Annotated in this window: 11 protein-coding genes; 5 read left to right on the top strand and 6 right to left on the bottom strand. The window is 68.5% G+C overall.

The features are described 5' to 3' along the window. Window positions 1-39: 39 nt before the first annotated feature. From AWB80_RS31880 to tssK, 5 genes are read right to left on the bottom strand one after another with little or no spacing between them, the layout of a single operon-like run. The gene (locus tag AWB80_RS31880) at window positions 40-1335 is read right to left on the bottom strand and encodes a serine/threonine protein kinase (protein WP_244206843.1); all 1296 of its coding nucleotides are present in this window, start codon (window positions 1333-1335) and stop codon (window positions 40-42) included. Next, entirely contained in the window at window positions 1332-2087 is a 756-nt protein-coding gene (tagF, locus tag AWB80_RS31885) for a type VI secretion system-associated protein TagF (RefSeq protein WP_061178672.1), read from the bottom strand. The genes AWB80_RS31880 and tagF overlap by 4 nt, the downstream gene beginning before the upstream one ends. Further along, window positions 2084-5713, bottom strand: a complete 3630-nt coding sequence (gene tssM / locus AWB80_RS31890; protein ID WP_061178673.1) for a type VI secretion system membrane subunit TssM — start codon at window positions 5711-5713, stop codon at window positions 2084-2086. Before tssM ends, tagF begins: the two co-directional genes overlap by 4 nt. A gap of 1 nt (window position 5714) precedes the next feature. After that, entirely contained in the window at window positions 5715-7031 is a 1317-nt protein-coding gene (locus AWB80_RS31895; RefSeq protein ID WP_061178674.1) for a DotU family type VI secretion system protein, read from the bottom strand. Window positions 7032-7064: 33 nt separating this feature from the next. Next, a complete protein-coding gene (tssK, locus tag AWB80_RS31900; protein ID WP_061178675.1) occupies window positions 7065-8411 on the bottom strand; it encodes a type VI secretion system baseplate subunit TssK in 1347 nt (448 codons plus the stop codon). 358 nt (window positions 8412-8769) lie between these two features. On the opposite strand from tssK, the gene AWB80_RS45075 reads away from it, so the two are divergent. Together AWB80_RS45075 and AWB80_RS31910 are read left to right on the top strand one after the other, a co-directional pair. Next, window positions 8770-9234 carry a hypothetical protein gene (locus AWB80_RS45075; protein ID WP_244206845.1) on the top strand — a complete coding sequence of 155 codons (465 nt, stop codon included), beginning with the start codon at window positions 8770-8772 and terminating at the stop codon, window positions 9232-9234. A 10-nt stretch (window positions 9235-9244) separates the two neighbouring features. Further along, complete coding sequence (locus AWB80_RS31910; protein ID WP_244206846.1) at window positions 9245-9661, top strand: DUF4279 domain-containing protein; 417 nt, start codon at window positions 9245-9247, stop codon at window positions 9659-9661. A gap of 9 nt (window positions 9662-9670) precedes the next feature. Here the strand turns inward: AWB80_RS31910 and tssJ are convergent, their stop codons facing one another. Continuing rightward, window positions 9671-10183, bottom strand: a complete 513-nt coding sequence (gene tssJ / locus AWB80_RS31915; RefSeq protein WP_061178678.1) for a type VI secretion system lipoprotein TssJ — start codon at window positions 10181-10183, stop codon at window positions 9671-9673. 172 nt (window positions 10184-10355) lie between these two features. On the opposite strand from tssJ, the gene AWB80_RS31920 reads away from it, so the two are divergent. From AWB80_RS31920 to AWB80_RS31930, 3 genes are read left to right on the top strand one after another with little or no spacing between them, the layout of a single operon-like run. After that, window positions 10356-12542, top strand: a complete 2187-nt coding sequence (locus AWB80_RS31920; protein ID WP_244206848.1) for a CHAT domain-containing protein — start codon at window positions 10356-10358, stop codon at window positions 12540-12542. A 49-nt stretch (window positions 12543-12591) separates the two neighbouring features. Next, window positions 12592-14319, top strand: a complete 1728-nt coding sequence (locus AWB80_RS31925) for a ShlB/FhaC/HecB family hemolysin secretion/activation protein (protein ID WP_061178734.1) — start codon at window positions 12592-12594, stop codon at window positions 14317-14319. 12 nt (window positions 14320-14331) lie between these two features. Further along, window positions 14332-20415, top strand: coding sequence for a two-partner secretion domain-containing protein (locus AWB80_RS31930; RefSeq protein ID WP_061178680.1), 6084 nt, complete (start codon window positions 14332-14334; stop codon window positions 20413-20415). The last annotated feature ends 1 nt before the right edge of the window (window position 20416 follow it).

Here is a 20416-nt window from a genome sequence, read left to right on the forward strand (position 1 = left end):
GCCTGAGCAAGGCAGATGTCGAAGCGATCAAGCTCGCCGTCAGCGAACTCGCGCAGATTGCCCGGCCACGACCGCCGATGCAGCCACGACCGCCGAGGCCGGCGCACTCGCCTGACTGACCTCACTGGCCGGACGGTCCGAAGACGGCGCATGCGCCATGAACTTCGGCGCGAACCATCCGAGCGCGGCGGCCATCGCGAGCAGGCATGTCGCGCCCAGCGCCCAGCCGATGCGCCGCCGCCCCGCCGATGCGCCCGCGCCGCCGGTCGCGCGTGACTGCTGCGCATCGTCGAGCGAGATGCCGAGTTCGGCGGCGAACTGCCGGTCGGTCTGCGGCCGGTTCGCGGGCGAGACCGCGAGCGCGTGATCGATGGCCTTCAGAAAGCGGTCGGAATAGCGGCCCGCCGCGAGTCTCGCGAGCGGCTGATAACTGTCGCTCACCACGCGCCCGACCGATGGCGGCGGCGTCCTTCCGGTGATCGCGAAATACACGAGCGCGGCGAGCGCGTAATGATCCGTCCACGGCCCTTGCCTGAGCGACGGCACTTCGGCGTACTGCTCGATCGGCGCATAACCCGGCTTGAGGATCACCGTGAGCGCCTGCGTCATGTCGCCGATCACGCGCCGCGCCGCGCCGAAGTCGAGCAGCACGGGCCGATGGCTCTCCTCCAGCAGGATGATGTTGTCCGGCGCGATATCGCGATGAAAACAGTCCGATGCGTGCAGCACCGCGAGCGCGTCGATGAGCGGCGTGAGCAGCGCGCGCAGCCACGCTTCGTCGGGCGGCTTTTTCATGGCCTTGAGCGCGTCCTTGAGCGTCACGCCCTTGTAGTAGGGCATCGCCATGTAGGCGGTGCCGTTGGCTTCCCAGAAGCGGTACACCTTGACCAGCGACTGATGATCGAAGCGCGCGAGCAGGCGCGCCTCGTCGTTGATGAAGCTCTTGAGGCCGGCGCGGAACATCGCCTCGTAGCGCCCGGATTTGACCTGCACCTGGGTCGTGCCGACGCGCGAGGCGAGCGCCGCCGGCATGTACTCCTTCACCGCGACGTAGCGGTCGAGCGAAGTATCGAACGCCAGATAGACGATGCCGAAGCCGCCTTCGCCGATCAGCCGCACGATCTCGAATTCGCCGAGCCGCGTGCCGGGCGGCAGGATGTTGTGCGGCGGCGGCGCGTCGGATGCGTTGGGTGCGTCGAGCGCGGGTGGGTTCGGTGCGCTCGCACGCGCGCCGCTCACGATCACCGTCTTGTCGTCGCCCGGATTGGTTTCGGTCTTTTCGCCCTTGCCGGTCGTGCCGCCGTTCGTGTCCGGGATGCGGCCGGTCGCGTTCATGATCCGCAATCCCGCAGCAGGGTGGTGAAAAGCGCAGCGTCCGGCAAACCGTACACGGGCCAGATGGTGAACGGGCGCGGCGAAGGTTCCTGCGGATCGTTCGGGTCACGGGCCTCGTCGTGCGCGGTCTGCGCGGCGGTCCACATGCTCATGCCGTAGACCTCGGTCTGCCAGACCGGCGCGAGCGTGCGGGCGAGCGCGTCGGGCAGCGACGCGGCCGACTGCACGATCCACGGTTCCTGCAGCACGGCGGCGCGCGTGGCGGCGCGCACCGGCTGCGGCACCGGCAGTGCGGCGAGCTGCGCGTCCAGACGTTCGATGCTGTGATCGAAGTCGAGCGCGGCGAGCGCCACGCCTTCGATCGCCGACAGCCATTGCCAGAGCGCGGCGACTTCGCCGCCCGTCGACGGCGCCGCGGGCAGCGACGCCGCCACGGTCAACGGAAAATGCCGCCCGACCCGATCCACCGACGCCATCACGACACCCGTCCAGCAGGTGCCGAGCGTCGGCGCGATGGCGCCCGGCATCGCGAAAAAGCGCCACACCGGACAGGTGAGATAGAGCGAGAGCCACGCGTCGCCGAGCGCATGCTGCGTTTCCGCGACGCGCTGCGCGAGCCACGCGTCCCAGGGCGCGACGAACGCATCCGAAAGCCGCCGCGCCGCGAAATCGCCGAGCGAGGGCAGCTTGCCGTACCAGCCCGCGATCGTCGCGCCGTCATCGGCAAGCGCAATGCCTCCCGCGTCGCTCATAGCCGCTCCGGACAGGAAAACGCGCGCAGGTCGGCGAGCCGGAACGGATTCTCGACACTGTTCGCCGTCACTTCGAAGCGCGTCTTGCGCCCTTCGACATCGAACGTGACGATGAAGCGCTCCGGCTGATCGGTCGGCTGGACGTCGAGCCGGTCGAACATGCGGAACAGCGCCCACGGTCCTTCGAACACCAGATTGCTCGCGCCGCTCGTCGGCGGCGGCGTCAGTTGCAGGCTCACGCGGCCCGAACCGCGCGTGCCGGGCCACTGGATGGCCGTCGCGATCTGCGGGCCGTGCGCGTAGGTAAGCACCTGCCCGTCGACATCGAGCGTGAACGAAAGAATCGTCGGGTCCATGTCGAGCGGCTTGAACTGCAACGCGAGCGCGGGCGTCTTGCCGCCTGCGCGGAAGAACACACTGCGAATCGTCGCCGCGCGCTCGAACTGCGCGAGCCCGGCGGGGCTGATCTGCGACGCCGACGAATCGGACTTCTTGAAGGCCCACGGTTTCGCGGAGACATCGACGTCCGGCGCGAGGTTTTTCTGGAAAAAATCGTCGAACTTGCCACCCGGCGCGAACAGCGCGCCGAAGTCCTCCGGCAGCACGTCGCGCGCGGAGTTCGGCCTGAACGGATAGCGCCCGCTCACCGCGCGATCGCAGAACGCCGAGATCGACTCCTTAAGATCCGCCGACAGATTCACGCGCCGCGCCTGCTGCGTCTGCGCCGCGCCCTGACTGCCGAGATCGAGCAGCGCGGTGCGGATCGGTTCGGGCATGCGCGCCGCCTGCCCGCGCAGCTTGGCCGGCGCGTCCGACGGCGGCGGCGCGGTCTTCTGCTGCAAGGCTTCGTCGGTGGCGCTGAGATAGGTGTAGACGTCGTTGATGACCGCGAGCGTCTGCGTGATCGGCGCAGGCTGCCCCGCGCCCGGACTCGTGACGAGCGCGCGCAGGCCGGTGAAGCGGTCATCGACGATGCTTTCGAGCTGCGCGCCCGGCGCGACCGGCGCAATGCGCGTGGGATCGGGCCCGCCGATGATCTTCAGCAGCTTCTCGCGCGCCGCGCCGAGCTTGTCGTTGGCGCGATCGACGACGGTGGTTTCGTTTTCCGGCCGGGTGCCGAGCGTCGTTTCGCGCGACGCCGCCTTCGAGAGCGTGGCGAGCGGCGAATCGGGCGCGGACAGGATGCGCGCGATCTGCGTCGATTGCGACAGCGTATCGGCATGCACGATGCGGATGTCGTTCAGGAACTCCGTCCAGATGCGCGCGTAGTCCTGCAGATACAAGAGCCGCACGTCTTCGGTCAGGCGCTGCATCGCCGCCGGATCGCCGCGCGGCAGGCCGCTCTGATCGCGGATGCCGAGCACCCACGGCTCTTCGGCGGCGAGCTGCGCGGCGGTTTCATCGACGGCTTTCAGAAACGCCTTGTGATAGCCGTCGAACGAATAGAGGCCGGGCACGCCTTGCGTGAGCGGTGCGCCGCTTGCCCGCACGAACACGAGCGACGCATTCGGCCCGCCCGCGCGCGCCACCGTGAACGCCGGATATTCCGCGCCGACGCCTTGCTGCTTCACGCGCCCGTAGACGCGCTGCGCGAGCGTGCTCGCCGCGAGCATGCCGCGCAGATGCGCGACGAGCCGCTCGTCGAACGGCAGATTCGGATGCACGACGCCGCGTGCGAACAGCGCGTCGAGATGCCCGGCGAGCGCGGCGCGCTGCTCGTTGCCGACTTCACGCGGCAGCGAGCGGTCCCAGTCGGTGACGATCCACGCCTTGAGCGCATCGGCATCCTGATGATCGGGCTGGTTCAGCATCAGATAGGCCTTGAGCGCTTCATAGCCGTAGCCCGGATTCGACGGATTCGCGCCGCGCGCCTGTTCCTCGATGCGCGCGGCGAGCTTCGGCAGGAACAGATCGGTCAGCAGACGCTCGTAGGCGTCGTCGGTGGCGTCGTCGAGTTTCGCGCCTTGCCACAGGCCCCATTGCATCGAGAGCGGCGGATGCGCGGCATCGACCTGCGGCGTCGAGGCGAGATGACGCACCGCCGAGAGTATCGGCAGCAGCGCGACGAGCGTCGTGCCCGCCGCCGAGGTTCCCGCGACGGCTTCCCTGGCCGCGTGCGCCGCCTGATCGACGCTCGCCACATACGCGCGATTGCGCAGATAGCTCGTGCCCCACAGCGCGAGCACGCAGACCGTCACGGCCGAGATCGCCGCGTACGCGCCGAGCCGCCACAGATACCGCCGGCGCGCCCATTGCAGGTTCGATCCGGCGAGACCCTGTTCGGCGAACACGACCTGCGTCAGCAGCCGTTCGAGAAAGAAGCTGCGCCCGCTCGACGGACGCGGCGGCTGCACGCCTTGCTCGATACCGAACGCGCGCGCGAGCGAGCCGAGCACGCGATCGATCGGATGGCCTTCCTGCGTGCCGCTCGTGAAATAGACGCCGCGCACGAGCGGCACGTCGTCGTGCTTCGACTGGACGAAGGTCGAGCGCAGCGCGTCGGCGAGCAGAGGCTTCAGCGCCGCGAACTGCTGCGGAAAACCCATCATCGCCGCGCGCTGCGCGAGGCCGCTTTCCGCGTTCAGGCGCTCCGGCAGACGCGCGACGAGCCGCGCTTCGAGCGCGTCGAGTTCGGCGTCGATGCGTGCGCCGAATTCCGCTTCCGTGAGCGGACGCTTCGGGTCGTAAGGGAAGGTGAAGCCGAAGACCTGCGCGCGCTCCTCCTTCGACATGTCCGCGAAGAATTCCGTGAAACCCGCAAGCAGATCCGTCTTGGTGACGAGCACATAAACCGGAAAGCGCGTGCCGAACGCCTGCATCAGCTCGCGCATGCGCGCGCGCAGCGTCGCCGCTGTGTCGTCGGCGCTCGCGGGCGTCGCGGCGAGCAGATCGGGGACGGCGAGCGTCATCAGCACGCCGTTGATCGGCTGACGCGGGCGCGTCTTCTTCAGCAGCGCGAGAAAGCCCTGCCAGGCGGTCTGATCCGTGTCGCGGTCGCTTTCGTGGGTCGTGTAGCGACCAGCCGTGTCGATGAGCACGGCGTCGTTGGTGAACCACCAGTCGCAATTGCGCGTGCCGCCGACGCCGCGAATCTTGTCGGTGCCGAATCGCTCGGCGAGCGGGAAGCGCAGGCCCGAATGAACCAGCGCGGTGGTCTTGCCCGCGCCCGGCGCGCCGATGAACATGTACCACGGCAACTGATAGAGATATTGCCTGCCCGACAACGTGATCCAGTCGCGCCAGCCGGGGCGTCCGCCGGAAGCGCTGATGCGCGCTTCGCGCAGCACGGCGAGCGCCTCGTCGAAACGCTTGCCGAGCGTCGCGACTTCCGCTTCGCCCGCGCTCGGCGCGGCGGTTTCGCGGCGCGGCGCATCGCGATGCGCGGCGAGCCCCGCCGACAGCGCGGCCTGCGTGCGCCGCGCGCGCCACGCGACCCAGAGCCGCCGCAACACGAGCAGCAGCACGACACAGCCGATCGCGATGAAACGCGCCGTCGGCGTTTCGAGCGGATAGGTGCGCGCGAACGACAGCAGCGGCCCGGCGATCCAGATCGCGGCCGAAATCAGCAGCAGCCCGACGATCAGCAACAGCAACGGATGAAACAGGATCGCGAGGAGTTTTTTCATGTCAGGACCCGGGCTTCGCGAACAAGGTCACTTCGACGCGCCGGTTGCGCGCGCGGCCCGCGGGCGAATCGTTGGGCGCGACGGGATCGGCGTCGCCTTTGCCTTCGGCCTTCAGACGGGCGGGCGGCACTGTCGCGGCGAGCAGATCGCGCACGTTCGCCGCGCGTTCCTGCGACAGCTCCCAGTTCGACGGAAAGCGCCCCGAGCGGATCGGCCGGTCGTCCGTGTGGCCGGTGACGAGCACGTTGCCGGGCACCGCGCCCAGCGCCGCCGCGATGCGCCCGATCAGCGGCCGCGTTTGCGCGGACACGTCGGCGCTGCCAGGGCTGAAGACGTTGTCGCCGTGCAGCGTGACGACGGAGCGATCGACGCGATCATCGACGGCGACGAGGCCATCGCGGATGTCCTGCGCGAGGAATTCGGCGAGCCGGGGCCGCGCTGCCTGCGTGACGACGAGCGGCCGTTGCGCGCCCGCGCGGATCGACGCGAGCGTGTCGAACGGCGGGTCCGAAAGGCGGCCGAGCTGGAAGCTCATCGCCAGCCAGGCGGCCACGAGCAGCAGCAGCGCGAACGCGCCGACGACCCAGACCGGCAGCACGTCGGTCGTGCGCCGTCGCGCCGTCGGCACGCCTTGCCAATGCGGCGACAGCGCGCGCTCGGGCTCGCCGCGTTCCTTGCGAATCAACTGGTAGAGCCGCGTGCGGATCGCGTCGAGGGTTTGCGCGCCTTGCGCCGCCACGCGATAGCGTCCCTCGAAGCCGAGCGCGAGCACCATGCTCGCCAGTTCCAGCAGATGAAGATGCTGCGCGGGCTTTTGCGCGAGCCGCGCGAGCAACTGGAAGACTTTTTCGCCGCCCCACGCCTCGTTGTGGAACGTGACGAGCAGGCTTTGCCGCGCCCACACGCCCGCGCCCCACGGCGTGCCCGAGGCGGCTTCGTCGAGCATCGTGCAGACCATGTAGCGCGCCGCCGTCACCTGTTCCGTCGCGATGCCGCCTGCGCGCGCTTCGGTCTCGAAGCGGCGCACGCCGGCCGCGAGCGCATCGCGCAGCGCGGCGGGATCGGCGCAGGCGCTCATCGTGCGGATACGCGGTGCGAGTTGCAGCAGCGGCGCACAGGCGGCGACCAGCGGATTGACCGCGCCGCTCTGCGTGAAGGCCGCGTCGAAGGCGCGCTGGTTCGACGCGGGCGCCGCGCCCGGCGCGAACGGGCCTTCGGTGCCGCCGCTGCCCCCGCCGCGCCGTCGCGCGCCGGGGTTGGGCTTGATCATCGTCTGGTCGGATTCGAATCCGGCGAAGGGATCGTCGTCGTTCGTCATGTCGTTTCGATGACCTCGGTGTCCTCAGTGTCCTCAATGGCGGATGGCCCAGAACTCCAGCTCGAGCGCCGGAAAGTCGCCGGCGATGTACATCGCCAGATTGCCGGTCTGCTCCAGTTCCTTCCACAGCTCGCCGCCGCGATCCAGCTCGAAGTAGGAGAAGCCCGCGTGAAACGGCAACTGGCGCGGCGCGACCGGCATCGCGCGCAGACCGATGCCCGGCAGCGCGAGATTGACGAGATCGCGCAGCTTTTCGGCGGGCGCGATCTTCACCTGCGTCGGGAAGCGCGTGCGCAACGCTTCGCCCGGCATCTGCGCGTTGGCGGCGAGCACGAAGCCCGCGCTGCGCACGAGTTCGAGGTCGTTGATCATCGCGACGCGCACGCCGGGCTTGCGGCTTTGCAATTCGATCGCGATGGCGTCCGGCTCGCGCACCAGATTGAGCACTTGCCGCACGTCGCGCATGAGCGGTTCGAACGACGTGGCGACATCGTCATGGCGATAGGGCGGATACGCGCTCACGCGACGGCGCTCGTCGAACGCGGCGAGATCGCCGGCGAGCGCGAGCGTCGTCTGATACAGGCGCTCGGGATGCAGCAGCGGCACCTGCAGCAGATGCGCGTACTGCGGCTCGAAGCGGTTGAGTGTCTGCAGCAGCAGAAAATCCGCGATTTCCGCGACGCCGCCGCGCCCCGGATTCGCGAGCCGGCTCGCGAGGCGGTCCGCATGCTGATGCACGAGTCCGGCGAGTTCCTGCGCGTAGCCGAGCAGGCGCGGGTTCGCGTGTGCATGGAGCATCGGCGGGATGAAGGCCGGATCGAGCAGCACGCGGTTGTCGGCACGCCGTTCGGACACGCGTGCGAGGGCGATGGTCGCGAAGGCATCGGTGGCGTCGCGCGCGAGCATGAGGCGCACGTTCGGCGCGCCGACGCGCATCTGCGCGACGCGATCCGTGCTGGTCGTGACATCGGCGACGGCGGTGTCGGTGGTGCGAAAGCGCAGGTTGTCGTTGGCGTTGGTTCCGTCGATCGGACCGTCGGCGTCGAACTCTTTTGCGCCGGCTCGCGCGAGCGGCAGCGCGAGCAGCACGATTTCATCGCGCGTGCCGATGGGGATGTCGAGCGGCGGCGGCGCGGGGGCGTCGTCGGGAAACGAGAACGCGGTGCCGTCGGGCAGCACGCCGAACGCGGACGCGAGCGCGATCTTGCCGAGCCCGAGGGCGATGTCGTCGAGCATCACGGCAGCCCAGCCCCACGACCACGCCTCGGTCGCGCGCGCATGCGAGCGCACGAGATGCTCGATGAAGCGGTCGTGCTGCTGGAAATGCTGAGGCTCGAGGAACAGTCCCTCGGACCAGATCATCCGTTGGTGCCAGGTCATGGTGGCTCGTATCCGCTTGGGCTTGTTGCGGTGCCGCGCACGGCGGAGCCGGGCGCTACGTTCAGAGAACGATCGAGGGAGGGGATTTTGGAAGTGGGGCACCATGCGCGGCGGGTTGCGCGTGTCGTCGCGCTCGATAAATCTCCCGGACGGGTGAACGCCTGCGCATGCCTTCGTGCTACCCATTACGCCTTCGACATCGACGGAGGAGAAATTGGGAAACAGATTCAGACTCGACGATTGGCGACTTCCCCCGATAGGTGAGCGCAGTTCCTTGCTTCCAGGCAAAGACGATGAGCGCAGCGCCGCTCGAGCGCTGACACGCTCGTTGCGTTCAGGCGTGCGGTGTGGATGGGGCGTGGGAGCCAGTGGCGCAGATGTCGACGCTCCAGAGCGGCGCTCCGGCCCGACCTTCACACCGTCTCAGCTTTATGGCGGCGCCAGGGCGGCAAAGAGAATTGCTCCGCTCGTGCGCCCGACATTGCCAAGACTGCCCGCCGAAGACGGTCTCGCCATCTGGAATGCCGAGCCGGGCGACGTGTTGCCGGATGGCAGGATCGCCACGGCGTTGAGCGTCGCGCAGCCGTTCGAGTATGTGGCCGGCCAGATCGGCGGCGTAACAGACGAATTGGCCGTCACGACACGCAACCCGCGTTACGCGGCCCAAATGCTCGGCTATTCCAGTCAGCAGTTCAGAGAGATGGTGCACAGATTCAAGGATGAAAACACGATCGGTCCGACCGACGACCTGACTTGGCATGACAATGGGGACGTATATTTCCAGAACATCTACATCGACAATTTCCATGGCTACAAGGATTAAGACGACGGGCGTGAGCGCTGAAGTTCGGCTCGCCTACGCTAGCTTCACTATCGGGGGCGAAGGTGTCGTACCTCAATTCTGGACCGACTACTTCGGGGTGAAGCCCTCTGTCGCCAAGTCGAAAGGCGATCCGATCCGGGGACCGGGCGGTTTAGGCACGATGGGGCGTCGAACGGGCGTATGGAGTGTGAGCAGTGCGTCGGTCATATCCAGCGACCAACTCGCGCCGCATCTTCGATACCTGACGAGTTACCTGGCCCTTCCACGTGCTGATCTTCGCGTGCTACTCGAGCAGGCTGGCGTGTCGGCGCGCATGTTCTGCTTTTGGGTTAACGAATCAGGCGATCGCATCCCCGACATACCCGCCGACATTCGCAGCACGATGGAAGCCATCGGCGGGACCATCGAGATCGACGAGTATCGGTAGACCGAACCCTCACTTCCCACTCTTCTTCCCCGCCGCCGGCGCAGGCTGCACCACAATCGAAACATCAGCAGCCTCAACCCGCACGTTCATCACCGTCGTCTGATTCAGCGGCACCGGCGCGCTCGCGCGCCAGCGTGATCGCTCGATATCCCGATAAGCCGCCACCACCGCGACGAACTTCGTGCCCGGCTGCACCGTCTGTTCGACGCTGCGGCTGTCGCCCGGCCTGAGCAGAAACTCGTTCTTCGCGTTGAGATCGCCGCCGAGCGTCGCCTGATCCTTTCCATAGAGCGTGAAAAAGTCGGCGCTGTCGAAGGCGGCGGTCGTCTTGAGTTCGTACACGCGCACGACGACGGGCGACGGCCGCCCCGTGCGATCGGGATTGACGCCATCGAGCGCGTTCACGCTGATGCGCACGACGGTCGGCGCGGGCGGTGGCGGCGGCGACTTGCAGGCAACGACCAACGCGCAAAGCCACAGCCCGCACAGACGCAAACCAAAGCGCAGATACAAGCGGTCCATGATCGGATCGAACGCCTCGCATGAGAGATCTGTGTGACTGCCAACAGATCAAAAAACGAACGATACCACCGCGTTTTTCAAAACAGCGACGGTGTTTCGTCTAGTCAAGGCACCGCGCCGGCTGCCCGCCGGTTGTGCCGGTGCAAGGCGACGGTCTTCGAGGAGCGCATTCGTGAAACCGATCGAGCGGATCGCGCCGGCCCGTGTCATGGCCGGTGCGCGCATGTCCACGAACAGCGCTGCATGGCGGCTTGGCGCGGCGCTCGCGCTGCTCGCGGCGCTGACCGCCGCCGCGCCGCGCGTACTTGCGCAAGGCACTCAGAATCAGGCGCTCACGCCCGCCGCGCGCCAGGCCGAAGCCCGCGTGCGCGACGCCGAAACCATCGCCACGCTGTCACAGGAAGGGCGGCTCCTGCTCGCGCGCGATCAGGTCCGGCTCGATGGCTACGCCTACTGCAGCATGTCGGTGGCGGCGGCCGAGCGCGGCGATTTCCGCGAGAGCATCGAGGCGGCGTCGCGCGCGCTCGTCGTCGCGGGGCAGACGGACAACGCCAATCTCGCCGCGCTGTCGCGCCGCGATCTGGCCATCGCCTACAGTTACGCGGGCGATCTCGACGACGCCGAACGCTACGCGAAGGAAGCCATCGCCGCCGGCGCGAAGAATCCCGAACAGGTGCTGGCGCCCGCGCACAAGGTGCTCGGCGACATCGCAGCGCGCCGTGGCGATCCTGCCGCGGCGCTCGCGCAATATCGCGCGGCGCTCGAAACCGCTTCGGCGCGCTATCGGCCGATGGTGCTGCTCTCGATCACCAACGCGCAGATCGCGACCGGCGACGCAGCGGGCGCGCGCGCGACGTTCGAGCAGACGGGCGGCGTGCAGGAGACCCTGCTCGCGCCGTTGCGCAAGCGCATCGAAGGCAATCTGCTGCTCGCCGAAAACAAGCCGCAGGCGGCGCTCGACGCATTCGCCGCGAGCGCGACGAAAGGCGGCTCGGACGCGAGCTACGACAACCTGTGGTCGCATGAAGGCATGGGTCGCGCGTACCTCGCGCTCGGCGATCGCCGCAAGGCGCGCGACGCATGGCTCGCCGCGCTCGACGAATCCGAATCGATCCGCGCGCGCTTTCGCAGCGACGAGTTCAAGACCGGGCTCTTCTCCGATACACAAACCGTCTTCGAGGAAACGATCGCGCTCGTCGTCGAGGACGGCGACTATCCGCTCGCGTGGACGCTCTCCGAAAAAAGCCGCAGCCGCGCGCTGCTCGATGTCGTGCGCAACCGGCTCGCATCGAACGTCGACGAAACGCAACTCAATGGCCGCGCGCTCTCGCTCGACGACGTGAAGAGCGCGCTCAAACCCGGCGAGGCGATCGTGGAATTTCACGGCCTGCCGGACCGGATGATCGCGTGGGTCGTTCGCAGTGACGGCCTGCAGGGCTTCACCTTGCCGATCGCGCGCCGCGACATGACGCTCGCCGTGAGCGATTTCCGCAGCGCCATCATCCGCGGTCGTCCGCAGGCGCTGACGTATGGCGCGAAGCTCGACGCGCTGCTGATCCAGCCGCTCGGCGTGCGTCCCGGCGAGCGGCTCGTCATCGTGCCGAACGGCGCGCTGCACTACATGCCTTTTCAGGCGCTCAGGAATGCACAGGGATTCCTGATCCAGCGCCATGCGATCGCGCTCGCGCCCTCGGCGAGCATCGCGGTGCAGCTCGTGCGGCGCCCGCAGCGCATCGCGAGCAATCTCGTCGCGTTCGGCAATCCGCGTATCGCGCCGGAATTCGATCTGCCGGGCGCCGAAGCCGAAGTCCGCGCGATCGGACCGCTCTTCGCGCAGCGCGAGACCTTTCTGCAAGGCGACGTCACGCGCAAGACCTTCAGCGACAACGCTCCGGCGGGCCGCATCGTCCATGTGGCGACGCACGCGCAGGCCGACACCATCGATCCGCTGCATTCGCGCGTGCTGCTCGCGCCCGCCAGGCAACCCGCAGACGGTCCGGACCCGATGCTCGCGCAGGACATCTACAACCTCAAGTTCGATTCGGTCGCGCTCGTCACCTTGTCCGCGTGCGAGACGGCGCTCGGGCGCATCGAGCGCGGCGACGAAATCATGGGCTTCACGCGCGCGTTCTTCTACGCGGGCGCATCGGCGCTGCTCGTGTCGATGTGGCCCGTCGCCGACGAATCGACCGCGCTCACGATGCGCACGTTCTACGGCGCGCTCACCAAAGGCGAGGAAGCCATCGACGCGATGCGCGACGCGCAACTCGCGGTCCTCGCCGACAGCAAGTTCGCCCATCCGTTCTACTGGGCGCCCTTCGATTTGATGGGCAACTGGCGGCTCTCGGTCGCGCGCTGAAGCGCAACGGCCCGTTTCGCCCGATGAGGATGCAGCAGTGAACGACGCCATGAAAGCCGAATCCTTTTCCCGTCTTGCGCGCGCGGCCGGCGTGACCATCGCCTGTGCGGGCGCGTGTGTGGGTCCATTGCAGGCGTGGGCGCAGCAGGTGCCGATGCCCGGCACGCAACAGGTGCCGAGCGCCGGCACGCTGCTCAACGAGCAGCCGCGTCCGTCCACGGCAGCGCCGCCGCCCGGCACAGCGGGCGCGCTGCCCGCGCCGCCGGCCGCCGCGCCGGAAGCGCCGGAAGGCAAGAAGTTCACACTACGAAGCATCCATCTCGCGGGCAACGAAACGCTGCCGTCCGACATGCTGCTCGCGCTCGTCGCCGACAGGATCGGCCAGGAAGTGTCGATCAACGATCTCAACGCGATGAGCGCGCGCATCGCGCAGGCGTATCGCGAACGCGGCTTTCCGCTCGCGCAGGTCGTGATTCCGCCGCAGGACGTGACCAGCGGCGACGTCACCTTCACCGTGCTCGAAGGCAAGATCGGCCGCGTCAGGCTGACGATGGCGCCGGGCGCGCCCATCAAGGAGTCGATGGTGCGCGCGCGGCTCGCGGCGATCGAGCCGGGCAAGCCGCTCAGGCAGGCCGAGCTCGAACGCACGATGCTGCTGCTGTCGGATCTGCCGGGCATTCGCGTGACGTCGGCGCTGGAAACCGGCAGCGCGCCCGGCACCGTCGATCTGAACGTGACCGTCGAGCCGACGCGCCGCTTCAACTTCGCGGTCTCCGGCGACAACTACGGCTCCGCGCCCGCCGGACGCTGGCGGCTCGGCGCGGTGGGGCGGCTCGCGTCGCCGTTCGGCATCGGCGACAACCTCGACATCAATCTGCTCGCCGCCGAGCGCGCCGATACCGTGTATGGGCGCATCGGCTACGACGCGCCCGTCGATGCGAGCGGCACGCGCGTGGGCATCGCGTATTCGCATCTGTACTACTACCTCGGGCAGGACTTTTCGGCGTTGCAGGCGCATGGCGATGCGGATGTCGTCACCGCGTCGGTCTCGCATCCGCTGATCCGCTCGCGCAGCCAGAACCTGCTCTTGCGGGGCGCGCTGGAATATCGCTCGCTGACCGACAAGATCGACGCCGTGAGCTTCGACAATCCGCAGAAGCTGTATGTCGCGAGCGTCGGGCTGTCGTACGAGAGCCGCGACAGCTTTCTGGGCGGCGGCTTCAACAGCGCGGACGTGCAGTTGGCGTTCGCGCATCTGAATATCGACTCGGCGCTCGCGCAGGCGATCGACCAGAGCCCGGTCGGGCGCAACACGCAGGGCAACAGCGTGCGCCTGACCATGCAGGCCAACCGCCTGAACGCGATCACGCGCAACACGAGTTTCTTCGTCGGTGTATCGGGGCAATGGGCGAACCAGAACCTCGACAGCTCCTCGCGTATCACGCTCGGCGGTCCGCGCGCGGTGCGCGCGTATTCGCCGTCGGAATCGGTGGTCGACGAAGGGCTGATCGCCACGGCCGCGTTCCGTTATGCGGTGATTCCGTCGCTCACGCTGTCCGCGTTTTTCGATATCGGCGTGGGGCGCTACAACGCGCGCTCGATTCCGGGACAAGGCGCCAACACCGTGACGCGCAGCGGCCCGGGCCTCGGGCTGTTCTGGACCGGACCGTACGGCATCACCGTCGATGCGAGCATGGCCTGGCGCACCACCCGCGCCGACACCACCGGCGACGACAAGCTGCCGCGCGTCTACGTGCAGGTATCCAAATCGTTCTGAGAGGAGTTCGACATGAGCGACATCACCTGCCTTCGGACCCGCCGACATCGCCGGGAGTGGGAGCGCGCGATCCGGCGTTTCGCGAAACGCGCGGCGCGTCAGGCCGGGCTCGATATCAAGGCGTCCGCGCTGTTGCCGCTGCTCGTCCTGATCGCGTCGCCGGGCGCGCTGGCGTTGCCGGTCGGCGAGCAGGTGCAGGCCGGCAACGTCACGATCAATCGGCCGAACGCGAGTTCCATGACGATCACGCAAGGCTCGCAAAAGGGCGTCGTGAACTGGAACGGCTTCTCGATCCAGACCGGCGAGCGTGTCGATATTTCTCAGCCGTCGGCGCAGGCGGTGCTGCTCAACCGCGTCGTCGGCAGCGAGGCGAGCCGCATCGCCGGACAGCTCAACGCCAACGGCCAGGTGTTTCTCGTCAATCCGGCGGGCGTGGTGTTCGCGCGCGGTGCGTCGGTGAACGTGGGATCGCTGGTGGCTTCGACGCTCGGTATCTCGACCGACGAATTCCTCGCGGGCAAGTATCACTTCAATCAGGGCGCGGCGCCGGGCGCGAAGGTATCGGTGGAATCCGGCGCGAAGATCACGGCGGCGTCCGGCGGCGCGGTCGCGCTGCTGGGCGCGCAGGTCGACAACAGCGGTTACGTGAGCGCGACGCTCGGTAAGATCGCGATCGGCGCGGGCAGCGACATCACGCTCGATTTCGCGGGCGACGGCCTCACGATGCTGAAGGTGAACAAGGACGTCGCGAACGCGCTCGTCAGCAATGCCGGCACGCTCGAAGCGGACGGCGGCGTGATCGTGATGTCGGCGCGCGCCGCCGACGACGCCACCGCGAGCGTGCTCAACCAGACGGGCACGGTGCGCGCGCGGACCGTGGCGTCGCGCGGCGGGCGCATCGTGCTCGATGGCGGAACTTCGGGCGAGACGGACATCGGCGGGAGCATCGACGCCAGCGCGCCGCAGGCGGGCAAGGGCGGGCAGATCGACGTGACGGGCTATCATGTCGCGGTGAACGACGGCGCGCGCATCGACGCGAGCGGCGCGCAGGGCGGCGGCCGCGTGCGCGTGGGCGGCGGCGCGGCCGGCAAGGCGACGGACATCGCCAACGCGCAGGCGCTGTGGATGAGCCCGAACGCGCACGTGAACGCCGATGCGCTCGTTGCCGGCGACGGCGGCAATATCGTGATGTACGGGACCGAGGCGGCGCGCGTCTACGGCGAGCTTTCGGCGCGCGGCGGGCCGCAGGGCGGCAACGGCGGGCTGGTCGAGACGTCCGGCGAGTATCTGGAGACAAACGGCAAGAACATTCACGTCGACGCACCGATGGGCCACGGCGGGCAATGGCTGCTCGATCCGGCGAGCCTCCAGATCGTGAACACGATTCCGTCGAGCGTAAGCACGAGCACGAGCACGAGCACGAGTGTGAGTACGAGCGTCAGCACGCCGATCCTCACGCTCAGCACCGGCCTGAGTCCGCTCGCCGTCACCAACCCCGCGGTCTTCGCGCCCGGCGCGACCGACACGCTGGTGCTCGCCAGCGACATCACCTCGCAACTGAATCAGGGCGTATCGGTCGCCGTGTCGACGAGTTCGGCGGGCACGGGCACGTTCAACGGCGCCATCACGATGCTGGGCGGCACGGTCATCACGAAAACCGCGCCCGCCGCGTCCGCCGATGCGACGCTCACCTTGAGCGCCTACGGTTCCATGACCTTGCTCGGGCGCATCGGCGGCGCGGCGGGCCCGCAGGACGCGACGCCGAACGCGCCGCCGAGCGGCAGGCTCAACGTCGTGCTCGACGCCAACAAGAGCAACGCGGCGCCGGGCACGAACAACATCGTGCTGTCCGGTGCGACGATCAGCACCAACGGCGGCTTTCTGACCATCGGCGTGAACGCGGCGGATGCCGGGACGGCGGCGGCCGCGAACAGTTTCGATGGCGCCGCGATCGGCATCAGCGGATCGCGGCTCGATACGACCGTGCCGCCAGGGCCGGGCGGTCTCGCGAGCGGTTCGGTGACGATCAACGGGCGGGGCGCGCTCGACATTCCCAGCGTGATATACGGCATCAGCGATGCGTCGGTCGGCTTGCCGAAGAACACGCCGCTCGCGGCTGTCACCATCGACAGTTCGAGCATCGCGACGTCCGTCGGCGCGATTTCCATCAACGGCGAGGCCGGCAATGCCGCGCCGCTCGCATTGGGCGGCGTCTCGATCAGCGGCGCCACCCAGATCAGTTCGGTGAGCGGCAATATCGCCATCCGGGGCGTCGCGCAAGCGGTGCCGAGTCTGCCGGCGAGCGTATCGACGGGCGTCTCGGGCATCGGCGTCGCGCTGATTCCGGCCGGCGTCAGCACCGTGCAGAGTCCCAGCGTGCAGTCGCAGTCCGGCAACATCAGCATCGACGGCACCGCGCCGGACGTGCAAGCCTCGACATCGGTCAACGGCGCGGGCGTGCGTCTCGAAGGCGCCAGTATCAGCACGGCGAGCGGCAGCGTGTCGGTGACGGGCCGCGCGAGCGCCTATCCGGCGAACGTGTCCACCGGCACCAGTTTCGTCGATGGCGTCGACATCATCGGATCGACGCTCACTTCCGGCGGCCGCATGCTGGTGCAAGGCACGGTGCAGCCCGGCGGCGTGATCGGCGGAGGCGTGTCGATCAGCGGCAACGCCAACGCGCCGACGGCGATCACGTCGAACACGCAGGACGTGCGCATTTTCGGCGTCGGCAATGGCGTGCCGGGCATCGCGTTGCAGGGCGGGCTCGTGGCGGGCAACACGCGGCAGGTCGATATTCGCGCGCTCGCCGGCGACATCGATATTCGCGGCTCCACCACCAACCAGCCCTTCGACGCGGTGTTCTTTCCCGGCGTGCAGATGAACGACGCGACGGTGACGGTGCAGGGCAACAACCATCTCCTGTCGATCACCGGCAGCACGCCTGGCAGCGCGGCGGGCATCGGCATGAACAACAGCGTCGTGTCGGCGGGGCGCGATCCGGTCGCGTACCCCGGAACCGCCGACACCGGCAACACGCTCGTGCTGCGCGCCGACAACGGCGGCAACACGCCGCCCGTCACGATCACGACGACGCCGATCGCTCAGCAGCCGGCGGCGGCGACATCGCTCTACGCGCCGGGCGGCTCGCTCGTGTTCGTGCCCGGCAGCATCGATCCGCTGACGCTGAACATCGTCGCGGACAACGCGAGGGCGATCAACGTCGGCGGCGGCGCGACAGGCTTCACGCTCACGCAGGCGGTGCTCGGTCAGATATCGCCGAGCGTGCCGCATGTGATCGTCGGATCGTCGACGCATACCGGGCGCATCACGCTCAACAGCGCCACGCCGACCACGGGCATCCAGTCGCTGACGCTCGCCAATGGAGGCGCGGGCAGCGGCGGCATCGGGCTGCCGCTCGGTTTTCTGTCCGGCAACGTGCTGACGTTGCAGTCGGCCGGAACCGTGACCGAGGGCGCGACGGGCATTCACGCGGCGCTCGACCTGGTCGGTCCGGGCGACTTTCAGTTGACGAGCGCGGGCAACGGCGTCGGGACGCTCAGTCTCAATGGAACCCGCAACGTGCAGTTCACGACCGCGGGCAACCTCGCGCTCGAAAATCTTACGACATACACCTTCGACGGCGTCACCGGGCGGAGCGTTGCGCAGACAGGCACCGGCGCGACGCTGGCCGGCAACGTGAATCTGCGCACGACCGATGGCGGCGAGGGCGGTCCGGGCGACATCTTCGCGCAGGTGCCGATCGCCCAGAACGCCAGTGGCGCTTCGACCCTCGCGTTTCATTCCAACGGTGTGCTGAACCTGCAGAACGACATCACGTCGAATGGCGGGCCGCTCGATATCGTCGCCGATGCGCGCGTGGGAATCATCGCGCTCGGCAACGCGGGCGAAGGGCCGGACGTGCGCCTCAGTTTCACGACGCGCGGCGGCAACGTGACGATGGGCACGCAAAACGGCGGCGCAAGCGGCTTCGACGGCGCGACCGTGCAGATCCAGTCGGTCGATATCGACACCACCCGCGCGGGCGCGGCGGGCGGCAATGTCACGCTGCATGGCATCGCGCCGGCCTTCATCTCGAACGGCGATGGCCAGGCTTTCCCCGCCGCGGGCACGCCCTACGGCGTCGATCTGAACGATGCGAAAATCTTCTCCGGAACGGGAACGATCGAGGTGCAGGGCCAGAGCCTCAACCCGGCGACGAACCCCGGCGGCGGCGTGATCCTGCGCAACGCAGGCAACAACGCCAGCGTGAATCCCGCCGCGACGCAACTCGTCTCGTCCGCCGGCGGCAACGCCATCCGTCTCTACGGCACGGGCAGCGGCGCGAACAACCACGGCGTCGCGATACTCGACAACACGTCGATTCAGGCGCCCAACGGAACGGTCGACGTGCGCGGCGCGGTGACCGGCGCGAACGCCAATGGCTACGGCGCGCTGCTGCGCTACGGATCGATCTCGGCCGCGAACGTGAGCGTCGCCGGCTCGACCAGCACGGCCACGCCGGGCATCGGCATCGGCGCGGTGGCGCTGCCGGGCAACCCGGACTTCGCCGCCGGACCATTCTTCATCAACGCGGGCGCGGCGGGCGCGGTCATCCTGCGCGCGGCGAACGACGGCACGGCCACCAGCCTGATCGTGCGCAGCGGGCCTTCATCCATCGCGGCGCCGGGCGGCACGCTCGGCATCGCGGCGGCATCGGTGGACCCGTCGAGTTTCGCCGTGACCGCGCAGAACGGCGTGCCGATCACGCTATTCGGCACGAACGCGACGCCGGGACTGTCCATCGACGCCACGAGCTATCAGGCGTTCTCGCCCGCGTTCCAGACGCTCGTGCTCGGCTCGTCGACGCAGACCGGGCGCATCACGGTCGAAGGGCCATGCGCGGGCGGCGCGAGCTGCGCACAGCGGCCCGCCGTCGCGACCGGGCTCACGTTGCAGAACACGGGGGCGAACAGCCAGGGCATCGACCTGCCATCGGGCATTGCGATGCCCGGCAAGACGCTCGCGCTCGATTCGTCCGGTCCCGTCACCGATCCGGGCGGCATCCAGGCGCAGACGCTGCTGCTCGCGGGCGGCGGCGACTTCGATCTCGCCGACGCGGGCAACGACGTCAAGGTGCTCGCGCTCTCCGGCGCGCACGACGTGAAGTTCTCCAGCGCGGGCGACTTCACGATCGGCACGGCGAGCGCGAGCGGCGTCGATGGCGCGACGGGCAACGTCGCCAGCATCGGCGGCACGCAGGCCTTCGTGACCGGCGATCTGACCGCGATCTCCGACAACGGCACGATCGCGCTCGGCACGCCCGGCGCGCCGACGCAGCTGAGCGCGGGCGGCAGCATCGACCTCGTGATGGAAAAAGGCGTCTTCCGGAACGATGCGGGCGGCACGCTCAGCGCGGGTAACGTGTGGCGCGTGTGGGCGATGACGCGCAACGGCGAGAACCGCAACGGCATCGACCCGGGCGGCGCGCTGCCGAACTTCTACGGCTGCGTCTACGGCGGACTCTGTAGCTGGAACGGCCAGCCGTCGCAAGCCGTCGTGCCGGCCAATGGCAACCACTTCGTGTACGTCGACCGGCCGACGGCGACCATCACCATCGGCAATCAGACGCGCGGCGAGGGCACGGCGAACGGCCCGTTCGGCTTCGACATCAGCGGCCTGCTCGGCGGCGATCAGCGCGGCTCGGCGATCGTCGCGGGGCCGCTCCGCTCGTCCGCGACGACGACCTCGCCCGCAGGCGCCTATTCGATCGACGGCGCGTTCTCGTCGCCGGTAGGCTACAACGTCGTCGTGGCGCCGGGCACGCTGACCGTCACGCCGATGCAGCTTCAGGGCGCGGTATTCAACCGCACCGGCCTGCAGCCGCTGTTCACGGCGCAGGAGCAGACCTTCGTCTATGAGAGCAATCTGGGCGGCGTCAACATCTGCGTCGGCACGAACGAGCCGATCGTCGCGCTGCAACAGTCCGAAGGCCCGGCCGACACGCTCGCGGCGGAATGGAAGCGCGTGCGCTCGCGGCCGAATCTGAACAACTGTCTCGTCGTGAACGGACAGCACGGCTGCGGCGAATTCTGAT

This window comes from Caballeronia pedi (assembly GCF_001544915.2).
In the GTDB taxonomy this organism is placed as follows: domain Bacteria; phylum Pseudomonadota; class Gammaproteobacteria; order Burkholderiales; family Burkholderiaceae; genus Caballeronia; species Caballeronia pedi.